This window comes from Spirosoma endophyticum (genome assembly GCF_900112365.1).
GTDB lineage: Bacteria > Bacteroidota > Bacteroidia > Cytophagales > Spirosomataceae > Spirosoma > Spirosoma endophyticum.
On sequence record NZ_FOLQ01000001.1, the window covers coordinates 858707 to 880377 of the forward strand.

Consider the following 21671-nt stretch of genomic DNA (forward strand, 5'->3'; position numbering starts at 1 on the left):
ACTACCCTCGACTAATCCGAAATAACTGACTCATGTTCAATACGTTCGTAAAAAGACCCCTACTCTCTACGGCCATTTCCCTGGTCATTGTGCTGTTGGGGGTGTTGGCGCTGACGGGTCTGCCCGTTACGCAGTTTCCCGATATTGTGCCCCCGTCGGTCACCGTAACGACCAGGTACACGGGTGCCAGTGCCGATGTGTGCGTCAAAGCGGTAGCAACCCCGCTCGAACGCGCCATCAATGGGGTGCCCAACATGACCTACATGACGTCCATTTCGGGGAATGACGGGTCTACGCTCATCACGGTGTTCTTCAAAGTGGGCACGGACCCCGATCTGGCGGCTGTCAACGTACAGAACCGCGTGACGACGGTGATGGACGAACTGCCCGAAGAAGTGATCAAAGCGGGGGTCGTGACGGAAAAAGAGGTGAACAGTATGCTGCTGTACCTCAACATTGTCAGCGACGACCCTAAGGTTGATGAGAAATTCATCTACAACTTTGCCGATATCAACGTACTGGCCGAACTGAAGCGGATCGACGGCGTGGGATTTGCCGCGATTATGGGAAGCCGTGATTACTCCATGCGCGTGTGGCTCAAACCCGACCGCATGACGGCCTACGACATCTCGCCCGACGAAGTGATTGCCGGTATTCGCAAGCAGAATGTAGAAGCGGCACCTGGCAAAGCGGGCGAAAGCGCCGACCAGGCTCCGCAGACGTTGCAATACGTACTCCGTTATACCGGTAAGTTTTTCGAACCGGACCAATACGAAAACCTCATCCTGCGTACCAACATCGATGGTTCGCTGCTCCGCTTAAAAGATATAGCCGAGGTGGAATTTGGTTCGCTGGATTACGGCGTTTTGTCCAAAAACGACGGACGACCATCGGCGTCCATCATGCTCAAACAGCGGCCCGGCTCCAACGCCAGCGACGTGATTGCAGCCGTCAAAACGCGGATGGCCGAGCTAAAAGAAAGCTCGTTCCCTTCGGGCATGACCTACAATTATGCCTACGACGTATCGCGCTTCCTGGACGCGTCCATTCACGAAGTGGTCCGCACCCTGATCGAAGCCTTCGTGCTGGTATTTATTATCGTCTTTCTGTTTTTGCAGGATTGGCGCTCCACCCTGATTTGTGCCTTGGCGGTTCCGGTGGCCCTGATTGGCACGTTCGCCTTTATGAGTTCCATTGGTTTCTCCATCAATCTGCTGACGCTGTTTGCGCTGGTGCTGGCCATCGGTATCGTCGTCGATAACGCCATTGTGGTGGTCGAAGCGGTTCATGCCAAAATGGAAGAGTCCGGTGGCGAATCGGGTCCGTTGACACCCCGAGCCGCTACGTTTGCCGCCATGGGCGAGATTGCCGGAGCCATCGTGGGCATTACGCTGGTCATGTCAGCCGTGTTTATACCAGTGGCGTTCATGACGGGTCCGGTGGGCATTTTCTACCGGCAGTTCTCCCTGACACTGGCCATTGCCATTGTCATTTCCGGCGTCAATGCGCTGACGCTCACGCCCGCTTTGTGTGCTATTCTGCTACGTCCCGTACACGGGAAAAGGCAAGGGCTATTGGGTCGCTTCTTCACTCGCTTTAATGAAAGCTATGACTTGCTGGCGAGCAAATATCAGGGGTTACTCCGTCGGGTAGCGAACCGGAGCGCCATTACGTGGGGCCTGTTGGGGCTGTTTATGCTGGCGACCTGGGGTGTTAGCACGATACTGCCGGGTGGCTTTATTCCAACCGAAGACCAGGGCATGATTTACGTCAACGTAACGACCCCCGTCGGCGCCACCGTTGACCGAACAGAGAAAGTACTGGACGCCATCGAAGCGATTGCCTCCCAGCAGGAATCCGTCGAGAACGTATCGACGCTGGCCGGATTTAGTCTGATGACCGACGGTGCCGGAGCTTCCTACGGCATGGGCATGATCAACCTCAAACACTGGGACGAACGAAAAATTTCGATGCGGGAACTGATTGCAACCCTGGAAGAAAAGACCAAACACATTACCGACGCGACGATTCAATTCTTCCCACCGCCTACGGTGCCCGGCTTCGGTAATTCGAGTGGATTTGAAATCCGAATGCTGGATCGGGGCCGCAGTGGCGATCTGACGCAAACCGCCAACGTAGCGCAGAAATTTATCGCGGCTTTGAAAAAACGCCCGGAAATCAGCGATGCCTTTACCAGTTTCGACCCCAGTTTTCCGCAGTATCTGCTGCACGTCGATCAGGAAAAAGCCTCCCAGAAAGGGGTATCTATCGACAACGCCATGAGCACCCTGCAAACGATGATGGGCAGCTATTACGCGTCTAATTTCATCCGGTTTGGGCAAATGTACAAAGTGATGGTACAGGCCGCTCCCAGCTACCGAACCAAACCCGAAGACGTACTGAACATGCGCGTCAAGAACGATCAGGGCGAAATGGTTCCGTATTCCAATTTTGTCCGGCTGGAGCGCGTCTATGGTCCCGAGCAGATCACGCGCTACAACATGTACACCTCAGCCATGATCAACGGCGATGCGGCTTCCGGCTACAGCAGTGGCGACGCGATCAAGGCCGTTCAGGAAGTTGCGGCTCAGACATTGCCCAAAGGATTTGCCTACGAATGGTCAGGGATGTCGCGGGAAGAGGTCGAATCAGGCAATCAGGCGCTCTACATTTTTGCGATCTGTCTAGTGTTCGTATATATCCTGCTGATGGCGCAGTACGAGAGTGTGTTTTTACCTTTATCGGTTCTCTTATCGCTCCCCACCGGCATCTTCGGCTCCTTTTTCTTCCTGCAACTGATGGGCTTACAAAACAACATTTACGCGCAGGTGGCGCTGGTGATGCTCATCGGATTGCTTGGTAAAAACGCCATTTTGATTGTCGAATTTGCCAGCCAGCGCCAACGCGAAGGACTATCGATTCTGGACGCGGCTATAGAGGGGGCGGTTTCGCGACTACGTCCGATTCTAATGACTTCGTTCGCCTTTATCGCGGGTCTGATTCCGCTGTGTATGGCCACGGGCGCTGGGGCGCTGGGCAACCGGTCCATCGGTACGGCAGCGGCTGGGGGCATGTTCACCGGTACGTTGTTCGGCTTGATCATTGTCCCCGGCCTGTATGTTTTCTTCGCCAAACTCGCCGAACGGTTTAGTACCCGCAAACCCACCGACGGTGACCTGAACGATCATCCAGTACAGAAGGCCGACACGACGTCGGTTCAGTTATCCACCCAAACGCACGTCAATGGCTCCGTCATTCATAAATAAGCGAGTTACAAGTACCCCCAACCGACCCGTCGGACCGCCCCAAAAGGGGGCTAAAAACGCTTGTTGGTATAGAGCCCCCTTTTGGGGCGGTCCGACGGGTCGGTTGGGGGTATTTTTAATTTATAGCGTCCTGCTAAGCGTAAGCTTACTGAGTAGCTGTCAGATGCCCAAACCCCTACTCCAGCCGTCGGCTCGCCCGATGCCCGTTTCCTTTGCGGGTCAGGCCGATACGTTGGGCATCGCCAGTCAGAACTGGCGAAATTTCTTTGCCGATGCTCAGCTCGTGCAACTTATTGATACCGCACTGGCGGGAAATCTGGACTTACGGATCGCGACGCAACGTATCGAGGCCGCTCGGGCCGCTTTTGACTACACGCAGGGGTTTCTGGCTCCGCAGGTAAACGCCGTCGCATCGGCGGGGGTAGATCGGTACGGTCAGAATACATTGAATGGCGTCGGAAATTACGATACCAATCTGTCGGATAATGTTCGGGGAAATCAGGTAATCCCGAACCCTACGCCCGACTATTTTCTGGGGGCTCGCAGTACGTGGGAAGTAGATATCTGGGGTAAACTTCGTAACCGTCGAAAAGCGGCTTACTTACGCTTTCTGGCCTCTGAAAAGGGTCGTCATGCAGTCATAACCGCCCTGGTTGCGGAAGTTGCCCAGTATTATTACCGGCTGCTGGCACTGGATGGTGAACTGGAAATCATCCAGAAAAACATCAACTACCAACAGAACGCGCTGGGGTTAGTTCGTATCCAGAAAGAAGCGGGTCGGGTAACCGAACTGGCGGTTCAGCAGTTCACAGCCCAGCTCCTCAATACCCGAAGCCGACAGGGACAGGTCCGCCAGCGTATCATTGAAAACGAGAATCAACTGAACCGGCTGCTGGGTCGGTATCCCCAGCCGATTGTTCGGGGCAGTTCCCTTCAGGATCGCGAACTGCCGGGCCAGGTCCTGACGGGCATTCCCGCTCAAATGCTGGTTCGCCGACCCGATATTCAACAGGCTGAGCTTGATCTTCAGGCGGCTAATGTGGATATCGACGTAGCACGAGCGGAATTTCTGCCCAGTCTGAATCTGACTGCCTATCTGGGGCTGAATGCCTTCCGTACGGCAGTGTTATTTAACCCGGCTTCCATTGCAGCTGGCTTGCTGGGTGGTTTATCGGGCCCAATCCTGAATCGGCGCTTCGTGAAAGCCAACTACCGGCAGTCGGTCGCGCAGAGCCGGGAGTCGCTGTATCGGTATCAGCAGACCATTCTGACGGGTTTCAGCGACGTGACGACCAACTTGAAAGGAGTGGAGAATTACCGGAGCGTCGCTGATTTACAGGCACAGGAGGTGGATGTGCTGGAAAAAGCCGTCACTACGTCGAACGATCTGTTTGCGGGAGGTTATGCGTCATATCTGGAAGTCATCACCGCCCAACGGAGCGTGCTGGAAGCGGAGTTAGCCCTCATCAACACCAAACAGGCTCAGTTTCTGGCGATCACGGATTTGTATCGATCGTTGGGGGGCGGCTGGCAGTAAAAGAGTCGTAAACTCAATTCGTTGACCTACGTTACAAGTCAGCGATGACCCCACGTGTTCAACGCATTGGCGTGCGGAAAGCAGCTTTAAGCAGATGTTCCCCAAACTTAATCTTCAGGCCGATAAGGTAATTACGGCTGAAGAAGGATTCTACACCAACGGGGGGCTTACTCATTTCTGCATCTGGTCTTTTTTTTAGCGGAGAAATACGTCGGCCGACGGCCATCTACTGTTCAAAAGTTTTTCGAATTGACATGGATCGAACCTCGCAGTCACCCTTTTTTATTTTTTCAGGTTCAGAAAAACCACGGCGATGACCTGGTGTGCAAAGCATAAACGTACATTGAACAGCATTTGAGCGAGCGTATTTTCTTTGAAGAACTGGCCATAAGCCGATGCAATTTTGATCGGCGATTTACCAAAGCCAGGGGTAATACGTCCGTTGAGTATTTGCAACGGGCAAAAGTGGAAGTTGCCAAGAGTACCCTGGAAAAAGCATTTTCGAGGTGATGAGTGAAGTGGGGTATACTGACAATAAAGCGTTCAGAGAAGTTTTTAAAATAACCGGCGTGTTACCACTCGATTATCGAGCGAAGTATGCGAAGGAAATCAGCTTGGCGCAGCGTATGAATACCGCATGCAATCGAAGTAGTCGCTATTCATACGTCCCTCCTGTGCTAGCCACCGTGCCTGTAAAGTTCGACTAGTATTAGGCATGCCCTGTTCCACTACGTTCGCATAGCGCTGGGCAGCAGGCCAAAGTAGTTTTTAAAGGCAACGGTAAAATGGGCCGGGTTTTTGTAACCTACCCAGTAGGAAACCTCGCTGATGGTTTTCTCACCTTCCAGCAACAAACGTCGGGCGTCGTTCATCCGCCGTTGGGTAACATACCCCAGAATGGTCGTCCCGAACTGGGCTTTGAAGCCCCGCTTCAGGTTAAATTCATTCAGGCCTACCAGTTTCGCTAACTCAACAATTGTGGGTGGGTTGACATAAGCGCTATTTAACAGTTCACAGGCTTCCTGTATTTTACGGGTATCCTCTTTTTTTGACGAAAAGCCAATGGGCTTAGTCCCCTGCATTTGCTCCAGTTGTAGCATAAGCAGTTCCGTTACTCTGGATTCCAGAAATAGCCGCTTCAGGATACCTGTCCGCTGGCTGGCCCGCATATCCCGAATGATCCAATCCATGGCGGGGGTAATAGGGAGGTTTTTAGCACTCAGATAGGCAGCTTTCTGCTGGGCAATTTGGGTAAAAAGCTGTCGATGTAAATCACTTTCAACCGGGACCAGGCGGGCGTAAACGTCTTTGGGAATCACGACTACAGTATACTCCAACGACTGGGTGGACGCTCCATACTCATAAACGCTTTTTGACGCAGGCAGGTAACTGATGTTATGCTGACCCGTTGAAAAATGCTGGCGAGCCATTTTTTTTCCCAGTTGCGCCTGACAATCACCCCGCAACGCAAAATCCAGTTGGATAATTTCCTCTTCGACTTCCTTCAGTAACTGGACAGGCTGGCAGAGTTGAAAACTACAGTGCGCTATAAAAAAATTACTTGTTGTAATCTGCGTGTCGGTGATACAGCCGATCGACTCGTGCTGAATTCGGACGTGCTTCTCCTGAAAAGGCTCAAGTAGCTCATTAGTGCCCGCCAACTCCTCCCGACGTAATAATGTGTCAGTTCCTTTAGCTTTTATAAATATTTCCATAACAGCCCGATTCCGATAGCAATTCTCCCATTTTCGATACCTATGCTACTCATTCAGCCTACAAATTTGCACTAAAATAGAATTAATCTAAATAAATGAAAAACATATATCTTATTTCTGTTCTGTGCTTTAGTCTGGTCATTGTATCCAGTCTATCGTTATTCGCTCAAACTCAGGGCTCCATTCGTGGCATCGTGAAAACCAGCGATGGCAATCCAGCCGCCTTTGTTAACGTCAGCTTGAAAGAGACCCGCAAAGGCACAGTGACCACTGAAGAGGGAACCTATCAATTGAAAGGAATAAATCCCGGTACGTATACGCTTCAGATAACGTTTGTGGGCCTCCAAACCCAGGAAAAGACGGTATCCGTACAGGCGGGTCAGGCCGCTTCAGTCGACTTTGCATTGGCCGAAAGTGCGTCTCAGTTAAGCGAAGTTGAAGTAACGGGTAATAACCAGGTGGTTACACTTGGAAAAGCCGCCATTGCACCACTGGATCTTCCCCAGATGACGGGTGTGGTAAGCAGTGTGGTCATCGCCAACCAGCAGGCGTCCCGCCTGGGCGACGTACTGAAAAACGTAAGTGGCGTATCGCTCACTCAGCAACGGGGTGGTGTTGCCGAAACGTTTTCGGCCCGCGGCTATAGCATTGGTATTGCCGGCGCGGGCGGTAATATTTTCAAAAACGGGGTCGTGTCCAACACAATGGGCTTTCCCGAAGCCAGTACGCTGGAGTCGGTGGAAGTGTTAAAAGGGAGTTCGGCCCTGCTCTATGGCAACGTATCGGGTGGTCTGATCATCAACATGGTTACGAAGAAGCCTAAGTTCGATTTTGGCGGTGAAGTCTCGATGCGGGTGGGCAGCTTTGGCCTCTACAAACCGATTGTCGATGTGTATGGACCACTGGCCAAAAATCTGGCGTTTCGCGTCGTGGGTACCTACGAGCAGTCGAACAGTTACCGGGATGTCGTGAAAACGAACCGGGTCTACGTCAATCCGTCTCTGCTCTACAAACTGGGGCAAAAAACCACCATTTTAGTGCAGGGTGATTACCTGAAGGCGGATTTCACGCCCGATAACGGCGTTGGTTCGTTGAACTTAAACCAGGATGCCATTATTCCCAATGTGCCCCGGTCGCGGTTCATCAATACATCCTGGGCGTATAACAACGTAAAACAGACGTCTCTGTCGACGAACATCGACCATGCGTTTAACAACAACTGGAAATTAACCGTCATTGCTTCCGAGCAGGACACTGACGTAAGCGCCTACGGATCAGGCGTTCCCAACAATAACGTGTCGGCTACGGGCGACTGGACGCGTACGCTTAGCCGGACCATGACCAGCGAGGCCGATTACACTGGCCAGGTAAATCTGAATGGTCGATTTAATACGGGCTCGATTGGGCACCAACTGTTGGTCGGTAGCGACGTAGTGGGTATCGTGAGCAAAAGCACGGCCTTCACGGTTAATTACGGAACGGGTAAAACGTCCTACGATAAAATCAATATCCTGAATCCGAACCTCTACGAAGCCCGCACCGACATTCCCGATGCCACCGCAACGACCCGGACAACTTCACCCTCGACACGGCTTGGTTTTTATGTCCAGGATTTGATTAGCCTGACCGATAAGTTTAAAATTCTGGCGGGTGTTCGGTGGTCGCAGCAAAAAACCGTGCAGACAACTGTCCTGAATCTGCTGACCCAGGCCGAAACACGGGGTGCCGCCGAAACCAAAACCGATGCAGCCTTTTCGCCAAAAGTGGCGCTGCTGTATCAGCCCATCAAAACCACCTCGTTTTTCGGTAGCTACGCAAACAACTTCACTATCAACTCGGGGGTCGACATTTACGGGCAACTCCTGAAGCCTTCCATTGTTGATCAGTTTGAAGCGGGTGTCAAAAATGAACTGTTCAACGGTCGGATTACGGCCAACCTTGGTGTTTACCACATTGTAAACAGCAATTTTGCCCAGATGGCTCCGCTTAAAGCCGACGGCACGGCCAACGCCGACGCGAACGTGAAGGAGTTTACCGGTCAGACCACCAGCGACGGACTGGAAATAGACCTGACGGGGAATCTATCGAAGAACTTCTATTTCATCACCGGTTACGGCTACAATTACATGCGGTATACCAAAGCATCGCTCGTGAAGGGCTCCCCCATCGAGGGCGAACGGCTGACCAACAATCCGGCCCATACCGCGAATGCCACTATTTTCTACACCTTTGATCTACCGCAACTGCGGGGCCTAAAGTTGGGGGCGTCCGCTTTTTACACGGGCAATCGGTTTGGTGGTAACAACAATACGTACGGACAAACTCCGGAGTTTAGTCGCCTGATTCCGCTGACGGGTTTCACGACATTCGACGTATCGGCCGGGTATGGTTTCCGGAAGATTTCGTTGCTGGCCAAGGTGTCGAACATCACCAATACGTTGAATTTCCTGATTCACGACCGCTACAGCATCATGCCGATTCCGCCCCGGCAGTTTACAGCGACAGTATCCTACCGGTTTAAATAAATAACCCGTAGCGCTAAAACACGTCCTGCCTTCATGTCGACATGAAGGCAGGACGTGTTTTAAACGTATTACTCGTTCACTGATTTGTAGGATCTTTCAAATTTGGCAGTAGCGCATCATCTTATTTAGACTTAATCTTATTAATTTGCAACCCGTTTGAATTCCCTCAGTGCCTAGACACGTTGTATCAGCATTTCAACTTAAGTATATCCGTATGAAAAAAATAGTTTTCGCTCTCCTGGCAGGCATTAGCTTCTCTGTTCAGGCCCAGAAAAACGTGCTGCTGGACCAGTCGTTCTGGCAAGCTAAGCCGGAGGTGAGCCAGGTCAAAGCGGAAGTCGAGAAAGGGAACAGCCCGTCGCAGTTCAATCCAATGAGTTTTGATCCCGTTGTGATGGCGATCAATGCCCAGGCACCCACCGAGACGATCACGTATCTGTTGGCGCAACCCGGAAACGACGTCAACAAAGTGACTCACGACAGCCGTACCTATCTGCACTGGGCCGCCAACCGGGGAAATGTGGAGATTATGGAAGCGCTGATTGCCAAAGGGGCCAAAACAACGGTTGAGGATAGCCACGGTATGACGCCCCTGAACTTTGCGGCAGCGGGCGGACAGTCGAATACGAAAGTTTTTGATCTCTGCTTAGCCAATGGGGCTAACCTCAAGAAAGATCTCAACCACGACGGGGCCAATGCGCTGCTGGTTGCAGTTGCCAACGACAAGGATCTGAAACTAACCGATTATTTTACCTCAAAAGGGCTGGATCTGAAAAGTACAGATGCCGCGGGGAACAACGCCTTTAGTTATGCCGCCAGAAGTGGTAATATCGACGTACTGAAAGCACTCCAGCAACGTGGAGTACCAGTAAACGGCAATGCGCTGATCATGGCCAGCCAGGGCGGACGCCGGGGGGCGAATACCATTGAGGTGTTCCAGTATCTGGAGAGTCTGGGTATCAAACCAACCGTGACCAACAAGGCTGGAGAAAACGTCCTGCACGCCCTTGTCCGCAGACCCAAACAGAATGAAATCATCCAGCATTTTCTGGATAAAGGAGTCGACATCAATCAGGCTGATGAGGAAGGCAATACGGTGTTCATGAACGCAGCCGCATCGAATCGCGACGTTACGGTGCTGGACATGCTGATGCCGAAGGTAAAAAATATCAATCAGGCCAACCAGAAAGGCGCAACAGCGCTGGCGATGGCCGTACGTGGCAATTCGCCCGAGGTAGTAAGTTACTTGCTGACTAAAGGGGCCGACGTTACGGTAACCGACAACAACGGCGATAACCTGGCCGCTTACCTGGTGTTGGCCAACAACGCACCCAATGGTCCCCGACCCGAAGGCGGTCCTCGCCCGGACGGTGGACAGCGGCCAGAGGGTGGCCCACGAACCGATGACTTTACGGCGAAATTGAACCTGCTTCAGGAAAAAGGGCTCGATGTCAAGGCTCCCCAGAAGAATGGGAATACGTTGTATCACCTGGCGGTTGCCAAGAATGACCTGGCGCTGGTGAAACGGCTGGAGCCCCTCCAGATCGACGTAAACGCCCGTAACAAAGAGGGAATCACCGCGCTGCACAAAGCGGCTATGGTGTCCAAAGACGATGCCATGCTGAAATACCTGCTATCGATCGGGGCTAAAAAAGATATTCCCACCAGCTTTAAAGAAACTGCTTTCGACCTGGCCAGCGAGAACGAATCGCTGTCTAAAAGCAACATATCCGTTAACTTTCTGAAATAAGACTATGTCTTTTTTGCCTAAAAGTGGCTTATTAGTCCTGGCCCTGACCGTCGCCGGATCATCCGCTTCGCTGGCTCAACAACCAGCCACCGCTCAGTATAAGTGCATGATCCAGATGACCAACTACATGGGTGAAAAAGCGTATATCGCCGTTTCACTCATGAACGGAAAAGGGGCCTACGAGAAAACCCTGTATGTGCTCGGCTCCGACAAAAAATGGTATCCGGATGTAAAAACATGGTACAAGGCACTGGGCAAAAAAACGCCCAACATCAGCGCCATCAGTGGAGCGTCGGTGGCGGGCGGAGATCGTAGCGTTATCGTGCTGGAAATCGACAACTCGAAACTCAATAAGGATTACAAACTACGGTTCGAAAGTGCCGTGGAGGACAAGGAAGATCACGCGAAAGACCTTGAAATTCCGCTGACGACGGAAGCCCTCTCCGCCAAAAGCGAGGGTACAGGCTACATCCGCTACGTACGCTTTAGCCCCAACACCAGCAACTGAGTTGTGTTAACCACGTTGTGCCAACCACGTTGTCCTACTTGACAGGCGTCTGCTTTATGACCATTTCTGTTTGGAGATACAGCCACTTAGCCCTGGCTGTATCTTCTTTTCTTTTACTGACACTGGCCTCCATAACGGGGATCATTCTGGCTTTTGAACCCATATCGCAGAAACTTCAGCCTTATCGGGTCGATAATTTTAGCCAGCTTACCCTTGCCCAGACGCTGCCCGTTCTCAAAAAAAACTACGCTGAAATCAGTGAGTTGAGCGTTGACGCCAACCAGTTTGTACAGATCAAGGGAAGCGATGCGGACGGCAAAAACCTGACCGCTTACATCGACCCGCAGACGGGCAAAATGCTGGGTACGCCTGCTCCGCAACATGAATTTTTCCAGTGGGTCACCGCCCTGCACCGGTCCCTTTTTCTGCACGAAGCCGGTCGGTTCTTCATTGGCCTCACCGCGTTTCTGCTGCTACTGATTACGGTTTCCGGCACTATGCTGATCATCCAGCGGCAGCGGGGGGTCAAACGGTTCTTTACCCGAATTGTCCGTGACAACTTTGCTCAATATTACCACGTCGTGCTAGGACGGCTGTCGTTGATTCCCATTTTCGTTATTGCGTTATCGGGTACGTATCTTTCATTAGCCCGCTTCGGCCTGGTTGGTGAGGAGAAAATTACACCTAAAATCGACTTCGATGCGATTCAGTCAAAGCCGGAACGAAAACTGACTGACGTTGCGATTTTTAAACAGACAAAGCTGGCGGAGGTACAAAGCATCGAATTCCCATTTTCGGAAGACGTCGAAGACTACTACACGCTGAAACTCAGAGACCGCGAACTAACGGTCAACCAACTTACGGGCGACATTCTCAGCGAAAACCGATACCCCACCGCCGTCCTACTGACCAACCTGAGTCTGGATCTGCACACCGGCCGGGCAAGTAGTATATGGGCCATTATTCTGGCTGTGGCTTCGGGAAATATCCTCTTTTTCATCTACTCCGGGTTTGCCATTACCTTAAAACGACGGGCTAACCGCACCAAAAACAAGTACTCAGCCGATGAGAGCCAGTTTATTATCTTAGTTGGATCAGAGAACGGCAGCACGTTTCGCTTTGCGCAGATTATTCATCAGCAGTTACTCAAACAGGGCGAAAAATCGTTCCTGACTGAGTTTAACAACTACGCCGTTTTCCCTAAAGCCGAGTATCTGATTGCGTTGACCGCTACGTATGGACTCGGCGATGCGCCGACTAACGCCAAACGGTTTGACAGCCTGCTGGAAAAATATCCGCAACCTCAGCCGATACGCTATTCAGTCATTGGCTTCGGATCACACGCCTATCCCGATTTTTGCAAGTTTGCGTTTGAGGCCAATCAGTTGCTTTCCCGGCAGCCCTGGGCAGTTCCGCTGGTCGATATTCACACCGTCAATGATCGATCGCCAGATGAGTTCGGTTTGTGGGCTGAAGCCTGGTCGCAGCAAACTGATTTACCGATGCCCGTTTCGTCGGACTTGCTAAAAGTCCCGGCTCCCAAACTTGACACCCTAACCGTAACCGATAACACCCGCACTACACAACCCGATGGTACGTTTCTTGTCCGCTTGCAGACCAAACGCAGAAACGGCGTTACATCAGGCGATTTACTGGCCATTTATCCGGCCAATGATCACCGCGAACGGCTGTATTCGATTGGCGTATTGAACAAAGAACTTCAACTCAGTGTGCGGCTGCACCCAAACGGTCTGGGATCTAGTTTTTTACACGAGTTAACGCCCGGCGAAACGATTCGGGCCCGAATCGTTAGCAACGATCATTTCCATTTCCCGAAAAAAGCCCCGGTTGTCGTGATGATTGCCAATGGCACGGGTATCGCTCCGTTTCTGGGAATGATCAGCCAGAATAAACAGCAAATACCCTGTCATTTGTACTGTGGTTTCCGGCAAAGCACGTCGTTCGACGTCTACCGGGATTTCCTGCAAGAAAGCCAGTCGGCTCAAAAACTTACGAATCTTCACATTGCCTATTCGCGGGAAGGCGAGAAACAATACGTTACGGACCTACTCACCTACGACGCCGATTTCATCACTAATACGTTGATGATGAAAGGAATACTGATGATCTGCGGTTCGCTGGCGATGCAGAAAGATGTTATTGACCTGCTTGAAACGATCTGCCAGACGAAACTGGGCCAGTCCGTCAGCCATTACCAGTCGCACAGCCAGATACTGATGGACTGCTATTAGGATGGTTTACAACAGAAGGTGTAGAAGGTTGACCATCATTCTTTAGTCCATAAGCTGATTCACCTGCCTGACAAACTGCCAAAGCACCAGTCCTGTAAGCAGGAAATAGGACAGGATTACAAACCATACATACCGCAACGCCAGTATCTCAATCGTAAAGAGCAATAACAATAGACTCAGGAACACAAACAGTAACGAACGCATAAAGACTGATGAAGTCAGGCGTTTAATTGCGTCGTAACGTTGCTGATTGGTGCGGATGTTTTGCAGATCAAAGCGGAATTCATTCAGCGCTTCGTGCAGCCGGTTCTGCTGAATTACCTCAGCCAGCAAATCGACCGCGTTCATAGTCCGGTTATACACTTTTTCAAGGAGGTGATACTCATCACCCTTGATGTACTCATTCAGTGTCTTGCCAGTGCTGTCTTTCTTTTCCAGCATAAATCCCTTCAAGAACCCGATTTCGCTGCTGATCGTCTGAAGGCGGAAGGTCGAGAAAGCACCAATGATACCCGTGAGTGTGGCTACGATGGTCGCCACGGTGGCAAACAAAAGTTCCAGTACGTCGGCAGTAGGCATAGACTTATTGAGTTGCCAGTCCTACGCGGGTCTGATGATAACGGTTCTGTCTTAGTTCATCCACGACAAACCGCGCTACGTTGCCTGCCGTAATTTGCTTTTGTGTTGAGGCCGGGAAATAGATTTCCTGGGCCAGATAAGCGCCATCGGCTTCGCCGTCAACAATCATGGTTGGGCAAACAAACAGATAGTCTATATCCAGCGGGGCTACATGGGTGTAGGCTTCCCAATGATCCTCGCGCTGGTGCTTCAGAAACGCCGGCTGGCCGGGTAAGTCACGGCGCAGGGTATTGTGGTTGTGCAGGGTAAGGCCGGAGCCGCTAATCAGAATCAGCCGTTGCGATTCACGAACTGCTTTGGCCAGTTGCTTAGCTAGCGGAGCTACCACCTTTGTTGGGTCAGCATAATCGCGATTGCCCACCGATGATATAATAATGTCTGCCCCCTGTACGGCATCGCTGATTTTTTGCTCATCGCTCAGTTCACCCTGTATCACGGTTACGGTCGGTTCGCTGTAATCAGCCTGGCGGATGTAAACGGATACGGTATGACCCGCCTTCAGACTTGCCTTTACCAGGTGCCTGCCCAGGAGGCCTGTAGCGCCGAAAATTAAAATATTTTTGCTCATCTTATTTCGTGTTTGTGATTGCTGATCAGGTTGATAATGTCGGCCAGGGGTGTACCGGTTAGCCGCAGGTAGTTCAGGTGAAAGAGCCAGATGGCATGCCGGGCTGTTTCGGCCGACTGGATGTGGTAAAGCACCCAGCCTTCGTATTCTCCGCCGAAGGGGAAACGCTGCGCCAGTCCTGCTTCTACGAGTGGCTTACGCAGTTCATTGATGGTAGCCAGGTGCACATCACCGTTTAAATGAATGTGTCCAAGCTCCTCCTGACCCACGTAGAAGTCGGCCCCATCTACTAGTGCGGTGTCGTACAAGTCCCAGTGGGCAGCTGCGGTGAGGCCACCCCAGGTTTGCAGGGCGTCAGATACGGTTTGTATAGGGAGGGCAAATGGGGGTGGCGGACTAATTGGGCCTTTTTCTTCCAGTGTCATAAACAATAGATGTTTGATGATGCAAAACTGCCCATAGTCCGCCATCTATTGCAGGAAGAATGCCGCCTTTTTCAGGACAAATCCTGCATCTGCCGACGAAAGTGCAGTGGCGTTACTTTAGTCTCTTGCTTAAAGACCCTGGCGAAGTAGGCGGGGTCGTCCCAGCCCAGCGCACTGGCAACTTCAGCAATACTCGTATCGGTAAAGGAAAGCAATTGTTTAGCCTCAAGCACCAGGCGCTGCCGGATGACGGCGCTCGCGGGAATACCCGTAACGGCCTTCACTAGTTTATTCAGGTGGTCGGGCGTTACGTGCAGGCGATCAGCGTAGTACGATACGGTGTGATGGTTGCCAAGCTCAGCGGCCAGCAACGTATAAAAACGCTTATAAAGCACGATCTGGGCGGGTGCCGGAGTAGACTTATTCCGGCTGACGTAGCGCTGCACGGTCAGTAGGAAAACATTCAGTAACGAGGCCAGCATGGCTCTCGACGGCTCGTAACGGTGGTACTCCGTATGCAATAGTTGTAGTAATAGCTGGACTTCTCCGGCCTCTTCGCCCGTTAGGTGCAGGTAAGGATTTGAATGCACATCATCCAGGTAACTCAGTTCAAAGAGCTTGTTTTTGTCGGGCTGATAGTGAAGGAAAAAAGCTTCGGTGAACAGTAACGAAAAGCCCGCGATGTCTTCCGTTTCCTGCCATTGGTGCAGTTGCCCCGGCGAAATCAAAAACAGGCTATTGGGTTTGATATGGTAGTCGACGTAGTCAATTTTCTGGCGGGAGTAACCGTCTGTGATAAACATGACTTCATAAAAAGCATGCTTATGTGGGAAGACGAGGTGTTCCGGATCGTCCATTTCCTCGTAGCGGCTGATGTCAAAATCGCCACGGTCCCGCGGCTTTAAAAAATCGTGGATGTGGTAGGTAGGAAATAGCTTGGGTTCCAAGGATCTGTTTTGGAAAAAAGGTGTGTTTTTGTAGAATTACAAACTATGCATTTTCAGACCCAGGCGGGGAGAGGAGAAAATCTGCCCCTCGTCGGTAATCAGGATGTACGTGTATTGCGGGTATTTTTTGATCAGTTTCAATCCGGCCTCTTTGCCCAGCACCATCAGCGACGTACTGAACCCGTTAGCCACTTCGGCGCTGGGGCCAAAAACCGTTACGCTGCTCACGCCAGTGGCTGGATAGCCGGTGCTGGGGTTGATGATGTGGGCGTAGCGCTTACCATTAAATACCACGAATTTTTCGTAACTCCCGGAGGTCACTACGGCACTCTGTCGTAATGGGACAACGGCGAAAACGGTGTCGTTACGTAGTGGATTGGTGATGCCAATGGCCCAGGGACTCCCGTCGGGTTGTTTGCCCCAGGTACTCATATCGCCCGATCCGTTGACGATACCAGCTTTGATGCCTCTGGCCAGCATCATATCGCGGCAGCGATCGGCAGCATATCCTTCGCCTAGCGCACCAAAGCCAATCTTCATGCCTTTTCTCTCCAGAAAAATGGTGGATTTCTCCTTATCTAGTATGATATGCTGATACCCCACCTTCTCCACCGATTTCCTGACTGCTTCCGGACTGGGCATTTCCGTCATGGAGCCGTCGAATTTCCAGATCCGGTCCATCGCAGCAAAACTTATATCGAACGCTCCGTTTGTGATTTTGGAGAACTGAAGCGCCCGCTCCGTTAAGGCAAACACTTCGGGGTCTACCCGAACCGGACCGACCCCCGAATTTTTATTGACCCGCGAAATTTGCGAATCAGCTCTCCAGTCAGAGATTAAATTCTCGATCCGCGTAACCTCGGCAATCACCGTGTCGATATTTCGTTCGGCGGTCAGTGAATCGGCGGCTACGATGGTGATATCAAACCGACTGCCCATTAATTTGACGGTTCTTTTTCGCAACACTTGGGCCGTAGTACTGAACCCCGATAAAATAAGTAACAGCAGAACTGTAGTTTTCATGCAACAAAAATCGAACGTATTCGCATTGATAACGACGAATGATCGTGAAAAAAGCAGGTGTAATCGCGCAAAGTCTACTTAACAGGTCCTTACCTTGTTGTATTAACGATCAACTCCGTTGCATTCTTAAGAAGCTATCTTGAGTAATCGGGTGAATTGGTTATTCGCCGATGCGACTACATCCCTGTTTTGTAACTCAGGCTACATAGTATACGGTTTAGGCTAATTTTTGCTTAACGCGTTGGCCGAGCTTTGTCGGATGAAAAATAACATTGAAGGAAAAGTAGTCGCTATAACGGGTGCCAGCAGCGGAATTGGCGAAGCGACAGCCGTTATGCTTGCCGCACAAGGTGCTAAAGTCGTATTAGCCGCCAGGCGATCAAACCGGTTGAAAGCATTGACCGACCGGATCAAAGCAGCCGGTGGTGAAGCCGTATTCGTAGTCATTGACATTAAACTACGCAATGATTTGGTTCGGTTGGTTGATTTGGCTTGCCAGACTTACGGACGTTTAGATGTAATCGTCAATAACGCAGGTATCAGTCGACTATCGAGGATGGATGATTTGCAGGTGGAGGAGTGGGATGAAATGATCGACGTCAATCTCAAAGGAACTTTGTATGGCATTGCCGCTGCTTTGCCGGTTTTTAAAAGGCAGGGCTCAGGTCATGTCATCAATATACTATCGACATCCGGCATCAAGATAGTTCCCCTGCAAGGAGTATACGCAGGCACTAAGAACGCAGTTCGTACCCTCACAGAGGCCTTGCGGCAGGAATCGGGCGGGGCTTACCGAGTCACCGGAATCTCGCCGGGTTTTGTCAATACCGAGTTAGCTGATCATATAAAGGACGAGGCAGCAAAAACAGCTATCCAGGAAAAAATCGCCAGGATCGCGATCTCACCCGATTCCATTGCGGGCGCTGTGGCTTACGCCATTAGTCAGCCAGCCCATGTGGATGTAGGTGATATCGTCATCCGCCCCACTATGCAGGATTAATCTTAACTTCATCCCATGGACGCTATAAGTCAAGTTACTGTTTTTAGAAGTATTTCCGAATTAACGCGGAGCATGGGTATTGCCAAGCCTCGGCATCCTTTGGTGGCACTGGTGAGTTACGACGCCGTGAAGCTCAACCGCGAACACGCCGGCCGGAGTTTCCTGATAGATTTTTATAAGATCTCTTTCAAAAAAGAGTACAAAGGACAGGTCAAATACGGCCAGGGTTATTATGATTTTGACGAAGGTGGCCTGGCCTTTTTAGCACCAAACCAGTTAGTCACCCTGTCTGGTGAGGCAGCGAGCAATGATGGTTATACGCTTTATTTTCATGCTGATCTGATCCGCAATTATTCATTAGGTAAGCATATCCAACGATATGGGTTTTTCAATTACGCGGTAAACGAAGCGTTATTTCTGTCAGACAAGGAGAAAAATATTGTAGCCAGCCTGTTCGAAAGCATAGCCACCGAACTGGAAAATAATATTGATGCGTTTAGCCAGGATGTGCTGGTGTCACAAATCGAATTATTACTTAACCATAGTAACCGTTTTTATAATCGGCAGTTCCTCACCCGCCAGGCAGTTCACCATGATTTAATCAGTCAACTGGATCAGTACTTATCCGGGCACTTTGAAAACGATTCGAGTGGATTGCCAACGGTGCAGCAAGTGGCGGACCACTTACAGGTTTCGCCCAGGTACCTGACCGATATGCTCAGGTCACTAACCGGCCAAACTACGCAGCAACACATCCATCAACAATTGATCGAAAAGGCCAAAACTATGCTGAGCACCAGCCGTCTGCGCATAGCCGAAATTGCTTATCAGCTGGGCTTCGAACACCCCCAGTCCTTCAACAAATTATTTAAACGATTGACTAATTCATCCCCCAACGCCTTCCGACAATCATTCAATTGACAAGCGGCCGAAGACCCCTGCTCCCAACTAAATTTATGCCTATTTGCTGTCCTTTTGCCACCTTTTGGATTCTGCCGGCTACGGATAACGTTGGACAGTAACAGATCACGTTTAGTTGAGTCCACTCACCAGGCTGACAACATATCGGCTTGATGGCTCGGCGGTAGGCATCATAACCATAGGCGCCTACGTAGCAATCGCCTATACTCCCGAATTGATCAGATGCACAATTGAAATAGCATTCTTGGCCTCTAACAAGACTTTAACCCGCTGACAAGCATTAACTCGCTGGCCGTACGTACTCGTTACCACCGTTTCAAAACCATAGGTAGCACCCCAGCCCAGTTGGAAACACACCTGGGCTTTCAGGTTAGCGATAGCGACCGGTAAAAGGGACGTATCCAGCAAGAATACGATAACTAAGCCGTGAACTCAACTTGAATCAAACTTGACTCCCGTTTGAACCCCGTTATTATTTTGCTCATTACCATCTTTGGCCAAACTCAGATGACTAATTAGTAATGAAAAAGGTACTCTCGATGCTGCTCATTTTGCTGGTAACCCAAAGTCTGGCGCAAAAAAATAAACCGTCCCTGGCATCGAAACGCCAGGACTACTTTATTCCCCTTACGCCGATGCACTGGACATTCCAAGCGGGGAAAGTTGATTTTATGGATTACAAAGGTCAAAAGACCATGCGGCTCGCTCAACAGGCAGGAGCCGTCGTCCTCAATGAAGTCGTCTTCCAGGACGGAACGATTGAGTTTGACCTGGAACCGATTCGACCTGAGTCAGCCCAGTCAATATACTTCCATCGGCTCGATCAAAATGAACAGGAGATTGTTTATCTACGCACCAATAGTACGATGAATCCGCTGGCCAACGACGGCATCCAGTACAGCCCCTACGTTGGGGGAGTCAACCTTTGGGATTTGTACCCGGAATACCAGGCCCCGGCGCTGCTGAAGCCGGGGGAATGGAACCATGTCAAGCTGGTTATTTCGGGCAGTCGGCTACAGGTCTTTCTCAATCAGGCTCCGCAAGCGGTACTCGACATTCCTAAGTTGGAAGCCAACTCACGTCAGGGTAGTATTGCCTTTGAGGGGGCTTCGTACCTGGCTAACTTGCAAGTGAGGCCTAACGTAGTGGACGATGTGAGTTCACTAGCTACCCCTGATTTAACCAACCATGATCCCAATTATCTGCGAAATTGGGCGGTATCCACCCCCCAGGCGTTGCCCGATGGGCATGAACTATCCGTTCGTCAGTTACCCATCCCCGACCAGTTCACTGATAGTATCGTAGCGGAACGGCGCGGTTTACTGAACCTGACCCGTAAATATGGCGCCAGTTCGACGCGACGAGTCGTCTGGCTGCGAACCAACCTTGTCGCACAGGAAGCGATTAAAACCAACCTGCAACTGGGGTTTAGCGACGAAATATGGGTTTTTCTGAACCATCAGATGGTGCTGGTCGACAAGAACTTATATCAATATAATATGCGCAAATATCCGGATGGTCGGATTTCCATCCAGAATGCTACGGTTCCGCTCAACCTCAAGACCGGCGAAAATGATCTGTTGATTGGCGTAGCAAACGATTTTTATGGCTGGGGTCTGATGGCCCGCCTAGAAAGCACGAACCATATACTCGCCACCGGGCAGGTGACACGTATCCTTTCGTTAGCAAATGAACTGGCCACGCTGGATGTATCGCCTTACGAAGGAACGTACTACAATGCAGAATTAAACTTTACACTGCGTTTTTCTAAAAAGGACAAAGCCCTTCGGGTCCAGGTAGGGAGTCAGGACGGGTTAGATCTGCAGGCGTTAGGCCATCACACCTTCTTATATGCCCCATCCAGTGCTGCGTTTGAATTTGACCCAATCCATCAAAAGGTGGTCCTACGCCAGGGAACTGACACTAAAGAATTTACAAAAGAGTGAGTATTCAATTGGCAGATGGGGTCTCTTTAGCCAGTGTGACGCCCAGCGGAGTAGTCTGCTGAGGTAAGCTTATTACTAAGCGTATGAAGATTGTACTCTATAGCCTCGTTCGGGCAGGAAAACGAGCCAGGTAAAGCTGAGTAATTAAAGAACTATCCGGTTACCCCCACTTACAGCGTTTGCATGAGCTGGCCTGTTTCGTGTTTTGTACCCGCTTCACCGAACGAATGCTTTTTCCGTTTCGTCGGATTTTCCGTTGATTTCTCGTCGGAGACGGTCAACCTTTGACGTCATAAACTCTTTCCAATAACCATTAACAAAATAAACGTTATCATGAACATCAGCTATCCCCATACGATTGAGAACTGCATTGGCGAAAAACTAATCTTTCGGGAAGCCCAACGTCTCAGCAGGGCCTACAACTCGCTTCGGCGTCGAGTAGCCAATACGTTGCTTCGCCTTTACAATTAGCAACCTGATGCGCTGATCCAGCACTCGCACGATGATCTGGCGGCCATGACCGGCACGGCCACCGAGTTCCTGATTCGTACCCTAATCGAAATAACCCCGTCGGAGAATTCGGATGATACAGCCGGAGAAGTTGCGCCGGGCCAACTGGTAATCGCCACGCGGGAAGTTACCGGGTAGC

At 50.9% G+C, this 21671-nt stretch carries 19 protein-coding genes; 11 read left to right on the forward strand and 8 right to left on the reverse strand.

Annotation, left to right across the window (positions count from 1 at the left end):
* The first annotated feature begins 32 nt into the window (after positions 1-32).
* Both BM202_RS03335 and BM202_RS03340 read left to right on the forward strand, forming a co-directional pair.
* A complete protein-coding gene (locus BM202_RS03335; RefSeq protein WP_093823028.1) occupies positions 33-3266 on the forward strand; it encodes an efflux RND transporter permease subunit in 3234 nt (1077 codons plus the stop codon).
* A 103-nt stretch (positions 3267-3369) separates the two neighbouring features.
* On the forward strand, positions 3370-4803 hold the full coding sequence (locus BM202_RS03340; protein ID WP_262507659.1) for a TolC family protein: 1434 nt from the start codon (positions 3370-3372) through the stop codon (positions 4801-4803).
* 282 nt (positions 4804-5085) lie between these two features.
* Here BM202_RS03340 and BM202_RS37060 read toward each other — a convergent pair whose 3' ends face one another.
* Both BM202_RS37060 and BM202_RS03350 read right to left on the reverse strand, forming a co-directional pair.
* On the reverse strand, positions 5086-5259 hold the full coding sequence (locus tag BM202_RS37060; protein ID WP_177236488.1) for a hypothetical protein: 174 nt from the start codon (positions 5257-5259) through the stop codon (positions 5086-5088).
* A 272-nt stretch (positions 5260-5531) separates the two neighbouring features.
* Complete coding sequence (locus BM202_RS03350; RefSeq protein ID WP_093823030.1) at positions 5532-6518, reverse strand: helix-turn-helix transcriptional regulator; 987 nt, start codon at positions 6516-6518, stop codon at positions 5532-5534.
* Between the two features lie 95 nt (positions 6519-6613).
* Between BM202_RS03350 and BM202_RS03355 the strand changes: the two genes are divergently transcribed.
* From BM202_RS03355 to BM202_RS03370, 4 genes are all read left to right on the forward strand, one after another.
* Positions 6614-9043, forward strand: a complete 2430-nt coding sequence (locus BM202_RS03355; protein ID WP_093823031.1) for a TonB-dependent receptor — start codon at positions 6614-6616, stop codon at positions 9041-9043.
* A gap of 214 nt (positions 9044-9257) precedes the next feature.
* On the forward strand, positions 9258-10793 hold the full coding sequence (locus BM202_RS03360) for an ankyrin repeat domain-containing protein (RefSeq protein WP_093823032.1): 1536 nt from the start codon (positions 9258-9260) through the stop codon (positions 10791-10793).
* A 4-nt stretch (positions 10794-10797) separates the two neighbouring features.
* On the forward strand, positions 10798-11301 hold the full coding sequence (locus BM202_RS03365) for a DUF2271 domain-containing protein (protein ID WP_093823033.1): 504 nt from the start codon (positions 10798-10800) through the stop codon (positions 11299-11301).
* Between the two features lie 56 nt (positions 11302-11357).
* Complete coding sequence (locus tag BM202_RS03370; protein WP_093823034.1) at positions 11358-13553, forward strand: PepSY domain-containing protein; 2196 nt, start codon at positions 11358-11360, stop codon at positions 13551-13553.
* A gap of 42 nt (positions 13554-13595) precedes the next feature.
* Here BM202_RS03370 and BM202_RS03375 read toward each other — a convergent pair whose 3' ends face one another.
* The 5 genes from BM202_RS03375 to BM202_RS03395 all read right to left on the reverse strand — a co-directional run bounded on the left by BM202_RS03375 (position 13596) and on the right by BM202_RS03395 (position 17155).
* Positions 13596-14132 (reverse strand): hypothetical protein, encoded by a 537-nt coding sequence (locus BM202_RS03375; protein ID WP_093823035.1) that lies wholly within the window; start codon positions 14130-14132, stop codon positions 13596-13598.
* A gap of 4 nt (positions 14133-14136) precedes the next feature.
* On the reverse strand, positions 14137-14760 hold the full coding sequence (locus BM202_RS03380) for an NAD(P)-dependent oxidoreductase (protein WP_093823036.1): 624 nt from the start codon (positions 14758-14760) through the stop codon (positions 14137-14139).
* The gene (locus BM202_RS03385; protein WP_093823037.1) at positions 14757-15185 is read right to left on the reverse strand and encodes a luciferase domain-containing protein; all 429 of its coding nucleotides are present in this window, start codon (positions 15183-15185) and stop codon (positions 14757-14759) included. The genes BM202_RS03380 and BM202_RS03385 overlap by 4 nt, the downstream gene beginning before the upstream one ends.
* 71 nt (positions 15186-15256) lie before the next feature.
* Positions 15257-16132 (reverse strand): helix-turn-helix domain-containing protein, encoded by an 876-nt coding sequence (locus tag BM202_RS03390; protein WP_093823038.1) that lies wholly within the window; start codon positions 16130-16132, stop codon positions 15257-15259.
* A gap of 36 nt (positions 16133-16168) precedes the next feature.
* Positions 16169-17155 (reverse strand): FAD:protein FMN transferase, encoded by a 987-nt coding sequence (locus tag BM202_RS03395; RefSeq protein ID WP_093823039.1) that lies wholly within the window; start codon positions 17153-17155, stop codon positions 16169-16171.
* Positions 17156-17414: 259 nt separating this feature from the next.
* On the opposite strand from BM202_RS03395, the gene BM202_RS03400 reads away from it, so the two are divergent.
* Positions 17415-18155, forward strand: a complete 741-nt coding sequence (locus BM202_RS03400) for an SDR family oxidoreductase (RefSeq protein ID WP_093823040.1) — start codon at positions 17415-17417, stop codon at positions 18153-18155.
* 15 nt (positions 18156-18170) lie between these two features.
* Positions 18171-19076, forward strand: a complete 906-nt coding sequence (locus BM202_RS03405; RefSeq protein ID WP_093823041.1) for a helix-turn-helix domain-containing protein — start codon at positions 18171-18173, stop codon at positions 19074-19076.
* A gap of 201 nt (positions 19077-19277) precedes the next feature.
* On the opposite strand, the gene BM202_RS03410 is transcribed toward BM202_RS03405, so the two are convergent.
* Positions 19278-19484: a hypothetical protein gene (locus BM202_RS03410; protein WP_093823042.1), complete on the reverse strand. Its 207-nt coding sequence runs from the start codon at positions 19482-19484 to the stop codon at positions 19278-19280.
* Positions 19485-19597: 113 nt separating this feature from the next.
* Here BM202_RS03410 and BM202_RS03415 point away from each other — a divergent pair, with 113 nt between their 5' ends.
* From BM202_RS03415 to BM202_RS38675, 3 genes are all read left to right on the forward strand, one after another.
* Entirely contained in the window at positions 19598-21022 is a 1425-nt protein-coding gene (locus BM202_RS03415; RefSeq protein ID WP_093823043.1) for a LamG domain-containing protein, read from the forward strand.
* Between the two features lie 333 nt (positions 21023-21355).
* Entirely contained in the window at positions 21356-21493 is a 138-nt protein-coding gene (locus tag BM202_RS38070) for a hypothetical protein (protein ID WP_245776501.1), read from the forward strand.
* Between the two features lie 45 nt (positions 21494-21538).
* The gene (locus BM202_RS38675; protein WP_262507655.1) at positions 21539-21670 is read left to right on the forward strand and encodes a hypothetical protein; all 132 of its coding nucleotides are present in this window, start codon (positions 21539-21541) and stop codon (positions 21668-21670) included.
* The last annotated feature ends 1 nt before the right edge of the window (position 21671 follow it).